We start from the raw sequence: 17,785 nt of genomic DNA on the forward strand, positions 1-17,785 counted from the left end.
GCTACCAGATATTTACCGTAACCGAAGATAACGGTAGTAAAATCCCAAGCCTAGAAAGCATGCGTGCAGAGCTGACAGCAAAAGCCAAAGAATATAAGCGTCAAGAAATCTATGCAGATAAAGTAACAGCGATTAATGACTTGGCAGCAGATGGCTTTAGCATCGAAGATATTGCTCAGCAAGAGAACGTAACGCTAAAACGTATCAAGGATTATCGTAAAGAAAACAACAAATCGGAGTTATCACAACCAGCAGTGATTAAGCAGGCTTTTGATGAGTTTACCATTCAAGATCAGGCAGTAACCGCAGGTATCGAAGTCGGTAACGGGACGGTATGGGTGCAGCCAAGCAACTATCGTCCTACGAAAACGCTTAGCTTAGCTGCTGCTACACCAAAAATCACTCAGATATTACGTCAAGAAAAGGCCACGGCATTGGCGCTAAAAGAGGCGAAGAAACTAGCCGCTGGTATTAAAACGCCTGCTGATATCAATAAACAGCCAGTACGTTTTCAATCATTAGGTGAAGTGAATCGCCAAACCACTCTATTGACAGAGAAAGAGCGCGGATTGGCCTTTAGTCAGCAAGCAGCTAATAATGGCGTCGTTGCTATTGCCAGTGAGACTGAGATGGGCGCGACTTTGTTGGTCGGTGATCGTATTAAAACAGAGGAGCAGTCGCCATTATCTGATGTGCAAAGAGCACAAACAGCTGCCATCATTCGTGATAACTTGGGGCAAGATCAGCTACAAGATTACTTGGATTATCTACGTTTGGTGTATAAAGTTGAAATTAATGACGCCAATATAGCAAACGCGCAAGGGCGTTAGAAGTAAAGCTATTAAGGAAAATTTGAGATACTTACTTAGTTATTCTTTCCAAATAGTTTTCTCAAATTTTAAGCATAAAAAAGCCACTGTCTACAGTGGCTTTTTTAATGAGTATTACTTTTATCATAAAGATTTAGCATTAATGGCGATACGAAATTCAATACTGCTATCAATGCTAATATTCCAAGTGATACGGAACAATTTAATGGCGGAAATGACGCATACCAGTGAATACCATCGCGATGCCATGCTCATTTGCCGCAGCAATGGTTTCATCATCACGCATAGACCCACCTGGCTGGATAATAGCAGCAATACCGACTTGGGCAGCGTTATCAATACCATCACGGAAAGGGAAAAAGGCATCTGATGCCATAACAGCACCTTCAGTAGCCAATCCAGCGTACTCTGCCTTGATAGCGGCGATACGAGCTGAGTTGACACGGCTCATTTGACCAGCACCAACACCAATAGTACGCTGACCTTTGGCATAAACAATCGCATTAGATTTGACGTATTTTGCTACATTCCAGCTGAATAATAGATCGGCGATTTGCGCTTCTGTTGGTTGTACATCAGTGACAATCTTTAAGTCATTGGCCGTAATCAAACCAAGATCTTGCTCTTGTACTAGCAGGCCACCGTTGACGCGCTTGTAGTCAAGCTGACTATCGCGTTGATCTGGCGCTGGCAGTTCGCCGCACACCAATACACGGACATTTTTCTTAGCAGCTGTCGCTTCAAGCACACCATCTTCGATGCTTGGTGCAATAATAACCTCTACAAACTGATTGTCGATAATGGTTTTAGCAGCTGCCAATGTCAATGGGCGGTTAAAAGCAATGATGCCGCCAAAAGAAGACTCAGGGTCAGTACTAAAGGCAGTGTTATAAGCGGTTACTTGATCGTTATCCACAGCGACACCGCAAGGGTTGGCATGCTTAACGATAACGCAAGCAGGGGCACTAAAGGCTTTCACGCACTCAAGGGCAGCGTCAGTATCGGCGATATTGTTATAAGACAGCGCCTTGCCTTGCAGTTGCTTAGCAGTCGCTATAGAGGCTTGGTGGCTTTTTAGCGGATGGTTTTCCGTATAAAAAGCGGCGTTTTGATGTGGGTTTTCGCCGTATCGTAGATCCTGTGCTTTTTCGAGCTGCACATTAAAGGTACGTGAAAAATTCTCAGGTTGCTGGTTTTCATTGACACGGCTACCTAAGAAATTGGCAATCATTCCGTCGTACTGTGCAGTATGCTCAAAAGCCTTCACTGCCAAGTCATAGCGCAAAGCAGGTGTCAGCTCGGTGCCATCACCTAAAGCGGCAAGTATGCGCTCATAATCTGCTGGATCAGTCACGATACCCACATGAGCGTGGTTTTTCGCCGCAGAACGCACCATCGTGGGACCACCGATGTCGATGTTTTCGATAGCGTCGTTCATGGTGACGTCAGCACGAGCAATGGTTTCTGCAAACGGATAAAGGTTGACGACAACCAAATCAATACGCTCAATCGCGTGCTCACTCATTACGGCATCGTCTGTACCACGGCGTCCTAAGATGCCACCATGAATTTTAGGATGTAGCGTTTTGACACGGCCATCCATCATTTCAGGAAAACCTGTGTAATCGGATACTTCGGTCACAGCGACATTGTTTTCTGTGAGTAAACGATAAGTACCGCCAGTAGACAGTAAGTCAAAGCCTGACTTAATAAGGCCTTGCGCAAACTCAACGATATTGGATTTATCAGAGACTGACAATAGAGCAAGTGGGGTTGTACTCATAAGAAAATTTCCATAAAAAAAGCCTGACGTAAACGTCTGGCAAGGTGACAATGACAATTGTTGTAGACAATATCATGGTGGATAGCGTCAATAACGTTAAATTGCCATACATAATGACTGGTAATAAAGACAGAGAAATGCATATAGCAGATGCTACATTAAGTCATAAGTTTTGAGTTTTTTGCGTAAAGTGCCACGATTCAGACCTAAAATTTGTGCACACTTGGTTTGATTGCCTCGCGTTTTTTCAAGGACAACCGATAATAGTGGCTCTTCAACTTGTTTTAAAATAAGCTCATACAAGTCGGTCGGCATCTCATCACCTAGCATCGCAAAGTATTGTCGTACCACACGCTCCACATGTACGCGCAGTGGTTCATGACGCTGGCTCGCATCGCTGTTTAATGAGGAGTCAACATGACGAGTTGAATGATGGTTAGCTGTACTATAATCGGCAGGATGCTCAGAGCTTGTGGCAAAATGATTGGCATTATGCTGTGCATGAGGTGCCATAAGATAATGTCCTTGGGATTGGAAAGAGTCAAACCATAAGATATCAGGGTATTATATCAAATTAATATCGTTTAGCACTGACAGATTAACCTTATATTGGCAGCAGTATGACTAGGGTATATGCTTACTATTATAACATTGCCACAAAATATAACTGGCTGTGTCGCACTTGCATCACTATTGAACTTGCTACCTGCCTACGTTTTTCTGACGGCTGAAGTTTTAAGAGACAAGGTTGTTTATAGATAGACAATATTTTGTTGGTAATTATCTATTCAATACAGAGGACTTATAGTCACTTCTCGAATTTGTCTATTAGCAACAGGGATGGTAAATAATATGTTGCGACTACTGTCCGCCGCTAATTGGCTTTGCTTGCTTAATAGATAATCAGCTGGCGTGGCGATGAATTCTCCAATCATATCATTTGCGCCGTATACGCTGACTTTAACATTCGGATATAGCTGTGCTTTGGCACTTTGATTGTTTAATGTGGCACTGACATCGCTCGACTTTCCATCCATCTTAATCTTACTCGATTTATGATTAAGGTTGGTAATCGTGAATGCTGTTAGATCGGCACTAGGTAAACTACAGGCAGCGACTGCACATACTGATTGTAAGCGCTCTGCATGCACTGGGTTTTCATCAAAGTTTCTAGATTAAAAATGACGTATTGAGCAAAAAGTAGCAGTGCTAATACTAAGCACCTAGTGTCCATAGTAAGGATGCGATAGAACGTCTCTGCGGCGTAGGTGTAAACTTTGCTTGTGCTTTTCTCACACGCTCTTCGGCGGTTGGCGCTTCATCTTTCAGTGGTACACCCATATCGAGCAACAGTTGTGATAAATCGGTATCGTCTTGTCGAACCTCTTCGCCTTTATTTTGTTCTTTTAGGAGTTTTTCGAGCCAAGAATTGTCCGCAGTATCATCCACATTGGCATGAATATCATTAGCGGCTGCTGAACTGAGCGCCATTTGTGCTGATGAGGAATTTTCTGTTGTATCACCAGATGATACTTTCGCTGATGACGCATTGTTTTTATCTGTTTTTTTAGAGAGGTTGCTTGTTGGTTGGTTGTCTGCTGTAGAAGTATAACCGCTATTGTTCATATTGCTGGCTTGAGTCAGCCAAGCATCCATACTATCTAGAGAATCATACTCTAAAACGCTTTCTTCTGGCTCATCGCTATCCATGTCATCATAGATTAAGCCGTCATGAATCAAATCATCCTCAATTAAAGTATCAGATGAAATATTTTTTGAATGTGGAGGAGTGAGTGGTGACTTAGCAGCGCCTGCTGCATGTTGATTTTTATTATGATTGTCAGCGGTTTGTGCAGAATGTTCATTTGAATCGGCTAGCGTATTGGTGTCAGTCGTTGTGTTTTCTTGAATAGCGGAAGTATTGACAGCATCGGCAGTGAGGATAAGATGTTTATTGACCAAAAAACTCTGTTGGCATTGATCACAGCTAACCGTGGCGTTTACTTTATTCAACTGTGTTTGCTGTATTTTAAAGCAAGCTTGGCAATGAGGGCACTGAGTTTTTATGGGCGTGGTCATAGGGTCGAATCCAAAAAATTATGGTTATCAATACCGCTTAGCCACTCGCTAATAGTTGCCTATAGTGCTAATACTGCCGTTTGTATCAGCTTTAAATATTAGCTCTAAATGTCCATAAATCATGAATAAGGACAGAGTGGCGTCAAATGCATGACATTTGACTGCCCTCTATCGTAACAGATGTAATTAAATGTTGCTAGCCTGTAAATGTACCAGATAAACGCTGCCAATGTTGGTCTTCTTGCGCTGTAAAAGCATGTTTGGCATCAAGCGCAAAATAAGGTTGATAAGCCGCCGTTACTTGTTCAGTTTGTGACTCTATTAGACCGGCCAAGACAATGCGACCTTTTGGTGCGATTAAGGTGGCGAAGTAAGGCGCTAAGCAATAAGCGGCTTGGCTAGAATGTTTGCAACGATTACGTCTACAGGTAACACATCATTTTGTGCGCAGTAGTCAGTGAAGTCTTCTGGTAAAAACGCTTGCAGGCGATCCCCAACGTGATTGCGTGCGGCATTTTGATTGGTTGCCAGCACTGCTTGTGGGTCGATATCGACGGCATACACGTGGCGTGCACCTAATAACAAAGCAGCAATGCCTAAAATACCTGAACCGCAACCATAATCAATCACCACTTTGTCTTTTAGATCTTGTTCTGTTAACCAGTCAAGACATAAGCGAGTAGTGGCATGATAGCCTGTACCAAAAGCTAGGCCAGGATCCATAATAATGTTAGTCGCCTCAGGATTGGGCGGCGTCAGCCAGTTGGGTACAATCCATAAATTATTGGCACATTCGATAGGATGGTAATTGCTCATCCATTCGCGCTCCCAGTCTTTATCATCGACAGCCGTGAGCCAGATACGAGTGGCTTGCACTTGTGCTGCGATTTCATGACTGAGCTGCTCGACTGCCTGACGACTGCCAGCATCGGTGGTCGCATCAAATAGCCCTGTCAAGATAACCTCATCCCATAGAGGTGATTCACCAGGTAATGGCTCAAATAAAGGCTGGTCACCTGCGTCGTCTAAGGCGATGGATAATGCACCTGCTTCTAGGAGCAGTGCCTCAGCCAAATCGACGTTTGCTTTTTCACATTGTAAATGCAGTTGTTGCCATGCCATAACGATAACCTTAATTAAAAATAAATGTCTATTTTGGATAAATGATGCGTATGCAGAATATAAAAAGTGAATAGATATCAAGTGATAAACTTGGTATCTATTCACTTCGCTATGTCTTGATATTAGCGTAAGGCTTGCTTCGCTTCACTGATGACGCGAGCGTTGCCTTGGGCTTGTCCTGATTGCAAAATAATTTGCCACAGCGCGCGGCGACGACTGGTATCTTGAGAAACACTCAGACCACGGCGTGCCATGCTTCTGCCTTACGCGGCTGGTTCTTTTTTAATGCCACTTGCGCCAAATAGAAATACACCGCAGAAGATTTAGGTGCTAGGCGCTGTGCACGGGTAAAGCTGTTTTCAGCATTGGTCAGTTTGCCAGCTTTTAGTTGACTGATACCTGCTTGCATCAAATTGCGAAATGCTGGCAGGTTGCTATTGTTGGTGGTAGCTTGCTGTGTCCGTTGCTGCGAGTTTTTTCTTGCCTGCTCTAGCAATTCGTTGTGTGACGGTGCTGACGGCTCAGAGATGATGTAGTCATCACGCGAAGGAATGATTATAACTGAATCAGGTTGGGTCAACACAGGACTAGATGGTGTAAATACAGGCGTCTCTTGAGTCAATGGATTGGTTGATTCGGCTGGCTCAGAGGGATTATAAGGCTCAATGGGGTAGTCATCCTCGTCCTCTGTTCTGACAATGGGCGTTTGCGTCACAGTCGCTATGGGGGCTTTAGCTGTCTGCGATGATGGCAGCGTTTGAGTCGGTACGGTTTTCATAGCGGTAGATGCAGTCGGCGCAGTCTGGCAAGCGCTCAAACTCAACATGCCAGCTAGAGCACTGACTGCCAGCATCGTATTGGCTGGCTTGATTTTGATAGACCGCGTTATGACGGCTGACCTAGCTGATACAGTTTGCTTGAGAGATAACATTAAGTTGAGACCTTTTTTAAGTTTCACAAATAACTTTAGAACCATTCAACGGCACGATCATACCAAGTATCGGTACGACTTTCTGCATCATTACCATTTGAGCCATCACTGTTTTCTTGGTTGTCGCTATCAACAGCTTCGCCATTTGGAATCTCTAAACCTTCACTACGGCGCTGCTGGTTCTGTTCACGAGCACGATCTTGTTGATATAAGCCGACAGCGCAACTGCTGGCTTCTTCTGGTAAATATGCCGACAGGACAGGCAGATAGCGTGCATCTGCACAGCGCTCATTAGACAGCTTGCCTGAGTTGTTCTCTAACCACAACCATTCAATACCTTCAGGCTCTGGTAGTGCCACAGGCGTCAGTTTCAAGCGATTCATATAGTCAACCCAAACTGGCAATGCGCCAGTACCGCCGCTTAAACCAATTGGCTTGTTATCATCACGCCAACCCAAACCACACTGACATAGTTACCACTGTAACCTGCAAACCAAGCATCGCGGTAATCATTTGTGGTTCCTGTTTTGCCAGCAAGATTTAGATTGCTACCAAGTGATTGCACGCGTTTGGCAGTACCGTTTTTGACCACATCTTGTAAAGCATAGTTAATTAAGAAATTGGTCTCAGGCGGAATACTACGCTGAGTGTTGAGTCCAGTACGTTGTAAAATACGACCACGGTCATCAATGACGGTGCGAATACTATGAATAGGCGTACGGAAGCCGCCAGTTGCAAAGACTTGATAGACACCAAGCATGTCCATTGGGCTAAGATTAACAGAACCTAACAGTGCTGATGGATAAGGTGGTATTTTTTCTTTAATTCCCATGCGCTGTAACTGCTTGGCAAAGGTATCGACCCCAAACTCCATACCCAAGCGTACCGCCGCTTGGTTATAAGACTTTGATAAAGCGGTGGTAAATGGCACATAACCATGGTCACGATTGTCATAGTTCTTGGGGTTCCATTTAGTACCATCGCTTAGATTCACGGTAATCGGTGAGTCATCGACTGAGCTTGCAAGATTATAGCGCCCACTTTCAAGTGCTGTCATATAAATAATAGGCTTCAATAACGAACCCACTTGGCGCTTGGCATCGACCGCACGGTTAAAGCCGGTAAATTCACTGCCACTGCCCACCACAGAGACCAGCTCACCAGTCTCAGGATTGGCACTCACTAAGGCACCTTGCAAGTCTTTGGTTTTGCTACTGTTACGACGCAGCTCACCCAATTTTCTATCAACTGCTTTGTCTGCGGCTAATTGTGCAATAGGGTCCAAAGTACTGATAATGATAAGACCTTCATTTTTGAGGTCATCAGAATAGTACACGGTATTCAGCTCGCGCTTGACGATATCCAAAAAGTCAGGGAATTGACTTTTGCCTTCGACAGGTTTGTCCACGACACCAAGTGGCTGCTTTAGCGCTTTTTCATAGTCTTCTTGACTGAGTGAGCCAACGGCCAGCATATTGCCCAGCACGACGTCACGGCGTGCTTTTGAATCGTTTGGATGGCGACGTGGGTTATAGATACTCGGGCCTTTTGCCATACCGACTAACAGGGCTTGCTGATCCAAGCGCAGCTCATTCAGTGGTTTATCAAAGTAAAACTGTGATGCCAAGCCAAAACCATTAATAGAGCGGTTGCCGTTTTGACCCAAATAAATCTCGTTGAGGTACGTTTGTAGAATTTCATCTTTGCTATAATGTAGCTCGAGCAATACTGCCATTAACGCTTCGTTGGCTTTGCGCTTCAGCGTACGGTCTGAATTGAGATAGAAGTTTTTAATCAGCTGCTGAGTGATGGTCGAGCCACCTTGTCTAGAGCCGCCAGAGAAATTGTTCAGTACGGCGCGTGCAATGCCTCGTATAGAGACGCCTTTGTGCTCATAAAACGCACGGTCTTCTGTGGCTATTAATGCATCAATGAGTGGTTGTGGCACTTCATCTAACGAGACGACCAAACGATCTTCATTACTGTCAGGATAAATACCACCGATACTCACCGGCTCTAAGCGAATGATGCCGCTTTTGGCAGGCAAAGTGCTTTGTACGGACTCAATCTTGTTACCAGCAATGGTCATTTTTATGACTTGCTCTTTATCCACATCGTTGGCGCTATAAGTAAAACCGCGAGTATGAATAAAGTAGGTATTACCTGATCTATGATAGGTTCCCGTGCGATCATAAGCTTTGTTGCTTTGATAGTTCAGCAACTCCAGCCATGTCTTCATCGTATCTTTGTCGACACTCGCGCCTTGATACAATTCAAGCGGCTGCGAATACACTTTAGCAGGGATATCCCAGCGCTTACCCTCAAACTTATGAGTAATGGTGCGATCAAGTTTGATTAAATATAGCGCCAAGAGCACCATGCCAGCAATAATGACAATTAAGATAAGACTACTAAATACCAACCCACGCTGCTGTGAAGGGAGCGTGTGGTTAACAGATTTAGAGGACTGTGTTAACTTGGTATTTGGTAACTTGGAATTGGATGTTTGCACTGATGTCGCACCATTTTGGTATAAAAAACTGCCTCATAATGACGCAAATTGACAAATTTTTCAATCTATCATCGTCAACGCAGGCATTCATTGATTTTAAGCTGTGAGTCGTTATGCTCTTCACAGCACTTGCTTATAGTATAATCTCTGTTAAAACACGGTCATTGCTAACAAAGCATTAAAAGCTTTAGATTGGCAGTATCATTGTTATATAAGTGTCATATTAGCTTCATGTCACCATGTAACCATGTCACATAGCCATGCACGATAGCAGTTTAGAGACGCGCCAACGATGTGTTTTTTATGAATTAACCGCTACTGTTATTGTTTTATTTTTTGTGAGCCGTGCTGAAAGTTATTTAAAATAGCTGTTTTAGATAAGTCTTCTGCATAGGCGTTGAGTCTCGTTAGTGATAGTAAGTTTACTTAAAGCGAATAAGGTTCGAGCAAACCTGTCTAAAGGAAGTAAGCGCGATTATGTCCAATGTCCCATCATCAATGGCATCGACCACCAGCCAGCATTATGAAGATAACTCTATCATCGAAGGTTTAGTACTGCCACTCGCAGGTCACTGTTTCCACTGCGGTGATCCTGTACCGCAGCCGCCGTTCCATGCCAAGATATTGGGTAAGCCGCGTGAGATGTGCTGTATGGGCTGTCAGTTAGCCTCTCAAAGCATCGTAGAGGCAGGGCTTGAGCAGTATTACTTGGACCGCTCAGAGATTAATCGTACGGCAAGTCTACCGACGCAGTTGACTCGCCTTGAGGCGTATGACCATGACGAGATCAAATCACAATTCGTCTATGCTCAAGACGGACTGTCGGTTGCAGAGCTGTCCGTCAATAACCTACGCTGCGCGGCATGTACTTGGCTAATTGAGTCGCGTCTCGATGAGTTAGAGGGTATCAGTAAATGTCAGGTGAATTTGACCAATCAGCGTATGCGTGTGATTTGGAACGAGGATAAGCTGCCGATCAGCCGTATTCTTGCCACCATTAATGAAATCGGCTATGAAGCCAAGCCTTATCGTCAAGATACGCATGAGGCGATGCTGGCGCGTCATAACAACCAAATGCTGATACGTCTTGGCATTGCCGCGTTGGGCTCGATGCAAGCGATGATGTATGCCGTTGCCATCTATTTTGGTGAATACAGCGATATGCTAATATTTCAGCGTGATTTTTTGCGCTGGGTGTCTTTATTTGTCAGTACGCCCGTTTTCTTCTATGCGGGTGTCCCGTTCTTTACCTCAGCGTGGTCGGCAATTCGTGCCCGTCAAGTCAATATGGACGTGCCCGTCAGCATCGCGCTGATTGTGACTTTTTTCGCGAGCCTATATGCCACCATCACTGGTCAAGGGGAAACCTATTACGATTCGGTCAGTATGTTTATTTTCTTTTTACTGGCAGGGCGTTACATTGAGCATAATGCCCGCCTAAAAGCCGCCACCATGGCCAATGACTTGGTTGTGGTTGAGCCAGTACTGGTACAAAAAATTGCGGAAGATAAAGAAGCCGCCGAGCTTATATTACAGCAGTTAAAGAAAAATGAGCTCAAGAAAACAGCTATAAATGAAGACGTGAGCAATCAAGTCAGTAATTTGGATACAAATGAGGCGAGCACATCAGCTAATCCAACGCCTAATTTTATGCAAAGCATGGATGCCAATGTTCATCAGCTCACATCAAAAATTGCACAAGACTGGCAACGCACGCGTACTCAAAAATCAGCCATATCAACAACAGCAGATGAGGCAAAAGAAAAACAAATGGTCACCGCCCATAGTTTGCAAGTGGGTGATATCATTTTAGTTGAGGCTGGCTCTGAAATCATCAGCGATGGTATTTTGCTGAGCCAGACTGCTACCGTGTCGCAAAGCCTATTGACGGGTGAGGCGACTTGATTATCAAGAGCCAAGGTGACTATATCGTCGGCGGTGCACAAAACGATAGCCAACCGTTTGAGATGCTGGTCACAGCATTGCCAGCAGACAGCCAAATTGGCTTGATTGATCGGCTGATGAACCGTGCCATGAGTGAAAAGCCCAAACTGGCACAGCAAGCAGACAAGCTGGCACGATGGTTTGTGGCGCGTATTTTGGTATTGTCTGTCTTGGTATTCATTGGTTGGTATATCGTTGACCCAAGTCAAGCGATTTGGGCTACGGTCGCGGTATTGGTCGCGACTTGCCCTTGTGCGCTGTCTTTAGCGACACCGATTGCGCTGACGGTCGCGACCAATCGACTGGCAAGCTATGGCTTTTTGACGACGCGTGGACATACGCTACAAACTTTAGCGGAAATCACTCATGTCGCCTTTGATAAAACAGGCACTTTAACTTATGGTAAGCCGAATTTATTAAATATTGAGCTGCTTAAGGATAATGATATTGCAACGGCTACAGATGAGCAAAAAGATACGGTATTAGCCATCGCTGCGGCTCTAGAAGTAGGGAGCCGTCATCCTATTGCACACGCGCTGCTTACCGCTGCCTATCAGTTGCATTTGCCATCGACGCAGGCCTTACAGCATTATCCAGCAGGCGGTGTCGAGGCAATGATTGATGGCGTATTATATCGAATTGGTCATGTGGATTTTGCGTTAAACGATGCTGATGCTGATAATGATATGGTCATTGATTTAGTATCACAGCGCGCCAGCTCAGCAGTGGTTTTATCTTGTCAACAAAATGACTCGGTCACTTGGCAAGCGCTGGCATGCTTCTATTTCAATGATAAGGTGCGTGACAGTGCCAAAGCCATGCTCGATACGCTTAAAGAGTTGGGTATTGAGACAGTTATGTTGACTGGTGACCCAAGCCCGCAAGCGCTGGTATTGGCTGAAAGCTTAGGGATGCATTCTGCTTACAATGGTCTATCGCCAACAGACAAGGTTACTCACATTCAAAAACTACAGGCGGAAGGTGGCGTAGTGTTGATGGTGGGAGACGGTATTAATGATGCGCCAGTGCTAGCCGCAGCAGATGTCTCGACTTCTATTGCGGGGGCGGCAGATTTGGCACAAGTATCGAGTGACAGTATTATATTAAATGGTCAAATCGACGCTATTACTGCGGCTAAGCGTATCTCTGATAAAACAGAACGCATTATCAAACAAAACTTCCGCTGGGCACTGATTTATAATGGCAGTGTGCTAATACCAGCAGCGTTAGGCTATGTGCCACCTTGGCTGGCTGCTATTGGTATGTCATTAAGTTCATTGTTTGTGGTCTTAAATGCGCTGCGCTTAAAGCGTGCTTAATACCCATTCAAAAAATGATTAGCTGCGTCAAACTTACTTAGCCTACTAATGTAGTACTGAGACTCATCTTCCTTGCTGCTCACATTTTTCCAGATAGTATGTCTATCATAAATATTTAACTTTACCCATAAAAAAACCGCCTTTAACTATATGAATAGCCAAGGCGGTTTTTTATTTAAATGAAGATTAGCTGGTTTTTAGATTAGTCTTGCAAGTAGCTAAGCAAACGCATAAATTCAATGTACATCCATACGAGCGTGGCAAGTATACCAATACTGAATAACCATTCGTAGTCTTCAGAGACACCCATCGCCACACCGCGATCGATATTATCAAAGTCTAGTAAAAGCGTAAAAGAGGCGATAATAATAACAAACAGGCTAAAGCCGATAGCGATAGCACCACCTTCAAATAAGAAGGGTAAGCTTGAGCCAAACGCTAAAGAAAGTACCCATTGCGCCACATAAACCAGCATAATCGCAATCAATGCTGAAGTCACAATTGAGCGGAACTTTTCAGTCACTTTGACCAGACCTGAGCGATATAGCCCTAGCATAACGGCTGCCGTCACAAAAGTGGCACACATAGCGGTCACTGGTACACTTGGATACATCCGCATAAAGAACAGCGAGATGCCGCCTAAAAATATGCCTTCTAACAGTGCATAAGGCACCGCAAAGGTTTTGGCCTTATGTGGTTTAAAAGTGATAAAAAGCGCGAGACCAAAAGCGGCAAACATACTACCGAAGGCAGCCATCGTAATAAAGCCTTGCGACAAGCCTGCCATAAGGGCATAAAAGAAAAAGCCCACACCAGTGATCGCAGATAATCCAAGTAATAGACTGGTCTTTTGAATCACGCCCTTGACCGTCATTGGCTTACCGCCGATCGCAAGTTCTGCGCGACTGACAATAGGATTGGCCATAAAGTTGTCCTTAATAAAATATAAATAATAATGATGCTAGCTACTTTAGCAAAACCGCCATTATTGTCAACTGTGTTTACGTGACAGCCATCAAGCTTCACGACCTTATAGAGCTATTATTAGTTGATGTATTTTGGCGTATTGCCTAGCTAAACAAACACGTTTAAGAGTAACGTGCGATGGCTTTTATATGGGGTTGATTACGACAGTTAACAACGATAATTCATAAACATGCTAGTCTAAACGCTCGTTTATCGCTATCATTGGCGAGTACTTTACCGTTATGCCGAGTCGTTTTATGGAAAACTCAGCGCAATCCGCAAGATTGCCGCACTTACATGAATCAGAGCTGTTCCACGCTATCAAAAACCCTGCTTTTAGGCGTATCGCTCATGGGCCGCGCTGGTAAACGCAGTGTCACTCAAAGTTTGGTGCAAATTGCCCAGACTATCAATGAGATGAATCTCACATTGATTATGGACGTGCAGACGGCGAACTTGCCTACTTTGAATCTCACTGAGATCGAAAAAGTCAAAATCGTTAAGCGTAGTTTGATTGGTGAGATTTGCGATTTGGTCATCGTTGTTGGCGGTGATGGCTCGATATTGCACGCGGCTGAAGCATTGGCACGCTACCGTGTGCCTGTACTTGGCGTCAACCGTGGTCGGCTTGGTTTTTTGGCGGATGTAAAACCTGATGAAGCGGCGTTTAAATTGCGCCAAGTATTGATGGGTGATTATCAGTTGGATCATCGTTTTCTATTGACGATGGAGATACGGGAAGGGCGCACTATTATTCATGAAGATATGGCGCTCAATGATATCGTATTGCATGCGGGAAAATCGGTTCATATGATAGATTTTCAGATGAAAATCGATGGTCAAGATGTCTACCGTCAGCATAGTGATGGTTTGATTGCAGCAACGCCTACCGGTTCAACGGCCTATGCACTCTCTGGCGGCGGTCCCATCATCCATCCGAGTATGGATGCTATCTGTTTGGTGCCCATGCATCCCCATACGCTGTCTAGCAGACCGATTGTGGTGAGCGGTAATAGCGAAGTGTGCATTCGCATTCACGAAGACAATCGCACTCAGCCGATGGTTAGCGCAGACGGCAAGCCAAGCGTGCCACTTGAGCAGGAGCAACGGCTCTATATTCGTAAGCATCCAGATAAGCTTACTTTATTGCACCCGCCAGGGTTTGATTTTTATGAAGCTTGTCGCACCAAATTGCACTGGAACGTCCATGCTGAGGAATTCAGTCTTGACGTGGATGATGATATTATGGACGACGAGTAAGTGTCTCTTTTATATAAAAACGTTATAAAAAATATGTTATAAAAAATAGTGGTGGAGAATAGGCAGGATGGATAAGCAAACGATATTAGCAAGTTTAACGCCAGAAGTGGTGGATAAGTTCCGCATGGCGATTGAGTTGGGTAAGTGGCCTGATGGTCGCAAGCTGACCGCTGAGCAGCGCGAGACCTGTATGCAAGCGGTGATGGTGTGGGAGCACGAGCATCTGCCACCTGCTGAGCGCACAGGCTATATTCATAAGCCAGTCAAAGACGATGGTTCTATCGTCGGGGCAGAATGTGATGTCGAGCATGAGCATCATTATCCAAACATGCCTAATCCGAAAGGCGCAGTCCAACCCGTCAAGTTTCGTGATAAATAGGCTGATGGCTAAATTTTCTAATAAAAAATGAAGCACATAAAAAAGGCCACGCTAATCAGCGTGGCCTTTTCTTATTTAATAATTTTTTAAAGCGCCGTTGTATCAACACTAGGGCGAACCGTTAATGGGTTTTTTTGCATCAAAAACCTTGCCAGCCCCAATGTAAAAAATTGCGGATATTGGCATGGTCAGTACCGTTAGGAGTTGCTTGAACTTTGGCATAATGCTCGCCAAACAGTTTTAGCGTGTCCAATTGATTCAGACCATGGTGCTTGGCAAAGCCAAAAATTTTCGCACTACCTTCATTTTCACCAGCTGCATTGTGTACCATACCGTTCACAAACGGGGCAGGTGCGTAGCGATAAAAATCATCAATAAAACTGATGACATCATTGAATCCAATGGCTTTTTTATCCAAACCATTAAGTAGAGCCGATACATCTGATTGGCGGATACTCATAAATAAATGACCTCAGAGCAGATTAAAAAGTGAAAGTATGTAACTTAGCGATTGAAATAGTCTTCGTCATCAAATGAAGGCGCAAAATTGCCCTGCTCAAGATGTTGCATTTGCGACTGTACAGAACGCTCATGCTGAATACGTTGGTAAATCTCTTCGCGGTGTACGGCAATATCTTTCGGTGCATTGACACCGATACGTACTTGATTGCCTTTGACACCTAGGACAGTCACACTGACCTCATCACCAATCATTAGCGTTTCGCCCACGCGGCGTGTCAAAATTAACATGCGTCACACTCCTTATGTCGCATCAACAAATTATTACTCATCAGATTACTTCTCAATTGCAGGACATTACCGCAGCCCTAGAAAGACAATGTATCAATGAAAATCACAATGCTTACTGTTGTGCCAATAGCGGTAATGATAGGTAGATTCATTTAGCCCAAATGAAAGCCCCATTATAGGGGGCATAACAGAGACTGTCACGGGTTTTCACAAAACTATTGGTAAATAGTTACCCTAGCAATAATAAAAAATAAAAATAGGATCTAAAAAGACCCTATTTAATTTAATACATTGTTGAAAGTAATTGATACTGACTTAATGCATAACTGTTGATGCTAAGTCGATTATTTTAAGCGTTTTAAAATAAGTTATAGCCCAGCGATTTTACTTTCGCCATCTTCACGATCCAGACCAAATGCGGTATGTAGTGATTTAACGGCTTTTTCTAAATACTGTTCTTGGATAAGGACAGACACTTTGATTTCGCTGGTTGATATCATTTGAATATTGATATTGTTTTCAGCAAGGGTTTGGAACATGAGGCTCGCAACACCAGCATGAGAGCGCATACCGACGCAACTAAAGAGACTTTAACGACTTCATCATTAGCCAATATCTCTTTAGCACCGATCTCATCTTTGACTTCATTTTCCAGTACTTTCATGGTTTTGTCCATGTCAGTACGGTTGACAGTAAAAGTAAAGTCGGTGGTGCCGTTGGTAGAGAGGTTTTGCACGATCATATCAATTTCAATATTGGCACGACCAATCGGGCTTAGGATAGCAGAGGCAATACCAGGATGATCAGGTACACCGCGCACGACTATTTTTGCTTCGTCTCGATTAAAAGCGATACCTGAGATGATTGCCTGTTCCATATTGTCTCCTTCGTCTATCGTAATTAAGGTGCCGACATTGTCTTGAAATTCTTGGTCGAAGCTACCATCGTTGTTTTCATCAAAGCTAGATAATACGCGCAGTGGTACACCATATTTACCCGCGAATTCTACCGAACGAATCTGTAAAATCTTAGAGCCAAGACTTGCCATCTCTAGCATTTCTTCAAAGGTGATTTTTTCAAGTTTTTTGGCTTTTGAGGTCACACGAGTCAGTGGTATAAACGCCATCAACATCGGTATAAATCTGACATTCATCAGCACCCAAGGCAGCAGCAATAGCGACACCTGTGGTATCAGAGCCGCCGCGCCCTAATGTGGTCGCGTTGCCTTCGTCATCAATACCTTGAAAGCCTGCGACGATGACGACATTGCCTGCATCAAGTTGCTCACGGATATTTCTGTCATCGATACTTTCGATACGGGCTTTATTGTGCGCATTATCGGTTTTAATCGCGACTTGACGACCAGTAAATGAACGAGCGCCTACACCAAGCTCTTTAATCGCCATCGCAAGCAATGAAATCGATACTTGCTCACCGGTTGAGACCATTTGGTCGTATTCACGGGGATCAGGCTGAGTGCTAATTTGGCGTGCTAGATCAATCAAACGGTTGGTTTCGCCGCTCATAGCAGAGACGACAACAACTATTTGATGACCGTTGTCATGCCAGCGTTTGACTCGTTTGGCGACGTTTTTGATGCGGTCGATACTGCCCATCGAGGTGCCGCCGTATTTCTGTACTATTAACGCCATAAAAATCTACCTATTATTCATTAATGGCCTTTTATTATCATCAATGAGAGCCAATATGCGGATGTGACGCTCAATCAATGCTTGTATAGATAAAGCCGTATTATAAGAATTGCGCCCATGCTTTTCGTTTATGTATTCAGTAGTGCTGACTAGGTAATGCATGCACGATGCATATAAACGTTGACCTTTATATCATATCTACGTCACAACGTTAAGTGCCCGTAGCGCTTAGATACATGGCGATTGGTTATAACCGTT

General features: G+C 44.2%; 10 protein-coding genes and 6 pseudogenes. 4 read left to right on the forward strand and 12 right to left on the reverse strand.

The genetic code is table 11. The features are described from left to right. Window positions 1–59: 59 nt before the first annotated feature. Window positions 60–830 (forward strand): hypothetical protein, encoded by a 771-nt coding sequence (locus TT12_RS16250; RefSeq protein ID WP_243443278.1) that lies wholly within the window; start codon window positions 60–62, stop codon window positions 828–830. A gap of 202 nt (window positions 831–1,032) precedes the next feature. Here the strand turns inward: TT12_RS16250 and purH are convergent, their stop codons facing one another. From purH to mrcB, 8 genes and pseudogenes are all read right to left on the reverse strand, one after another. Next, on the reverse strand, window positions 1,033–2,613 hold the full coding sequence (gene purH / locus TT12_RS02540) for a bifunctional phosphoribosylaminoimidazolecarboxamide formyltransferase/IMP cyclohydrolase (protein WP_045451869.1): 1,581 nt from the start codon (window positions 2,611–2,613) through the stop codon (window positions 1,033–1,035). Window positions 2,614–2,766: 153 nt separating this feature from the next. Then, window positions 2,767–3,126: a DNA-binding transcriptional regulator Fis gene (gene fis, locus TT12_RS18150; RefSeq protein ID WP_201605298.1), complete on the reverse strand. Its 360-nt coding sequence runs from the start codon at window positions 3,124–3,126 to the stop codon at window positions 2,767–2,769. A 275-nt stretch (window positions 3,127–3,401) separates the two neighbouring features. Next, window positions 3,402–3,764 carry a DUF3426 domain-containing protein gene (locus TT12_RS16260; RefSeq protein ID WP_243443279.1) on the reverse strand — a complete coding sequence of 121 codons (363 nt, stop codon included), beginning with the start codon at window positions 3,762–3,764 and terminating at the stop codon, window positions 3,402–3,404. Window positions 3,765–3,828: 64 nt separating this feature from the next. Further along, complete coding sequence (locus tag TT12_RS16265) at window positions 3,829–4,692, reverse strand: MJ0042-type zinc finger domain-containing protein (protein ID WP_353511609.1); 864 nt, start codon at window positions 4,690–4,692, stop codon at window positions 3,829–3,831. Between the two features lie 196 nt (window positions 4,693–4,888). Further along, window positions 4,889–5,814: pseudogene (gene prmA, locus TT12_RS02555) on the reverse strand (50S ribosomal protein L11 methyltransferase). Between the two features lie 122 nt (window positions 5,815–5,936). Continuing rightward, the gene (locus TT12_RS18155; protein ID WP_279378783.1) at window positions 5,937–6,068 is read right to left on the reverse strand and encodes a hypothetical protein; all 132 of its coding nucleotides are present in this window, start codon (window positions 6,066–6,068) and stop codon (window positions 5,937–5,939) included. Continuing rightward, a complete protein-coding gene (locus tag TT12_RS02560; RefSeq protein ID WP_243443281.1) occupies window positions 6,050–6,745 on the reverse strand; it encodes a tetratricopeptide repeat protein in 696 nt (231 codons plus the stop codon). The genes TT12_RS18155 and TT12_RS02560 overlap by 19 nt, the downstream gene beginning before the upstream one ends. A gap of 35 nt (window positions 6,746–6,780) precedes the next feature. Beyond that, window positions 6,781–9,257: pseudogene (mrcB, locus tag TT12_RS02565) on the reverse strand (penicillin-binding protein 1B). A 498-nt stretch (window positions 9,258–9,755) separates the two neighbouring features. Between mrcB and TT12_RS02570 the strand changes: the two are divergent. Next, window positions 9,756–12,520, forward strand: a pseudogene (locus TT12_RS02570) (heavy metal translocating P-type ATPase). Window positions 12,521–12,722: 202 nt separating this feature from the next. Here the strand turns inward: TT12_RS02570 and TT12_RS02575 are convergent. After that, the gene (locus tag TT12_RS02575) at window positions 12,723–13,445 is read right to left on the reverse strand and encodes a Bax inhibitor-1/YccA family protein (RefSeq protein WP_045445091.1); all 723 of its coding nucleotides are present in this window, start codon (window positions 13,443–13,445) and stop codon (window positions 12,723–12,725) included. A gap of 283 nt (window positions 13,446–13,728) precedes the next feature. On the opposite strand from TT12_RS02575, the pseudogene TT12_RS02580 reads away from it, so the two are divergent. Both TT12_RS02580 and TT12_RS02585 read left to right on the forward strand, forming a co-directional pair. Next, window positions 13,729–14,746: pseudogene (locus tag TT12_RS02580) on the forward strand (NAD(+) kinase). A 67-nt stretch (window positions 14,747–14,813) separates the two neighbouring features. Beyond that, entirely contained in the window at window positions 14,814–15,125 is a 312-nt protein-coding gene (locus TT12_RS02585) for a YeaC family protein (protein ID WP_045451872.1), read from the forward strand. Window positions 15,126–15,264: 139 nt separating this feature from the next. On the opposite strand, the gene TT12_RS02590 is transcribed toward TT12_RS02585, so the two are convergent. From TT12_RS02590 to TT12_RS02600, 3 genes and pseudogenes are all read right to left on the reverse strand, one after another. Next, window positions 15,265–15,585 carry a HopJ type III effector protein gene (locus tag TT12_RS02590; RefSeq protein ID WP_207803965.1) on the reverse strand — a complete coding sequence of 107 codons (321 nt, stop codon included), beginning with the start codon at window positions 15,583–15,585 and terminating at the stop codon, window positions 15,265–15,267. Window positions 15,586–15,707: 122 nt separating this feature from the next. After that, window positions 15,708–15,875 (reverse strand): annotated as a pseudogene (gene csrA / locus TT12_RS02595) (carbon storage regulator CsrA); the annotation flags it as partial. 368 nt (window positions 15,876–16,243) lie between these two features. Then, window positions 16,244–17,527, reverse strand: a pseudogene (locus TT12_RS02600) (aspartate kinase). Between the last annotated feature and the right edge of the window lie 258 nt (window positions 17,528–17,785).

The organism is Psychrobacter sp. JCM 18903 (assembly GCF_000586475.1).
GTDB lineage: Bacteria > Pseudomonadota > Gammaproteobacteria > Pseudomonadales > Moraxellaceae > Psychrobacter.

Coding starts and splice junctions, on each gene's coding strand:
- fis (WP_201605298.1), bottom strand. CDS start 3,126: ATGGCACCTCATGCACAGCATAATGCCAATCATTTTGCCACAAGCTCT.
- TT12_RS02560 (WP_243443281.1), bottom strand. CDS start 6,745: ATGTTATCTCTCAAGCAAACTGTATCAGCTAGGTCAGCCGTCATAACG.
- purH (WP_045451869.1), bottom strand. CDS start 2,613: ATGAGTACAACCCCACTTGCTCTATTGTCAGTCTCTGATAAATCCAAT.
- TT12_RS02575 (WP_045445091.1), bottom strand. CDS start 13,445: ATGGCCAATCCTATTGTCAGTCGCGCAGAACTTGCGATCGGCGGTAAG.
- TT12_RS16265 (WP_353511609.1), bottom strand. CDS start 4,692: ATGACCACGCCCATAAAAACTCAGTGCCCTCATTGCCAAGCTTGCTTT.
- TT12_RS02585 (WP_045451872.1), top strand. CDS start 14,814: ATGGATAAGCAAACGATATTAGCAAGTTTAACGCCAGAAGTGGTGGAT.
- TT12_RS02590 (WP_207803965.1), bottom strand. CDS start 15,585: ATGAGTATCCGCCAATCAGATGTATCGGCTCTACTTAATGGTTTGGAT.
- TT12_RS16250 (WP_243443278.1), top strand. CDS start 60: ATGCGTGCAGAGCTGACAGCAAAAGCCAAAGAATATAAGCGTCAAGAA.
- TT12_RS18155 (WP_279378783.1), bottom strand. CDS start 6,068: ATGGCACGCCGTGGTCTGAGTGTTTCTCAAGATACCAGTCGTCGCCGC.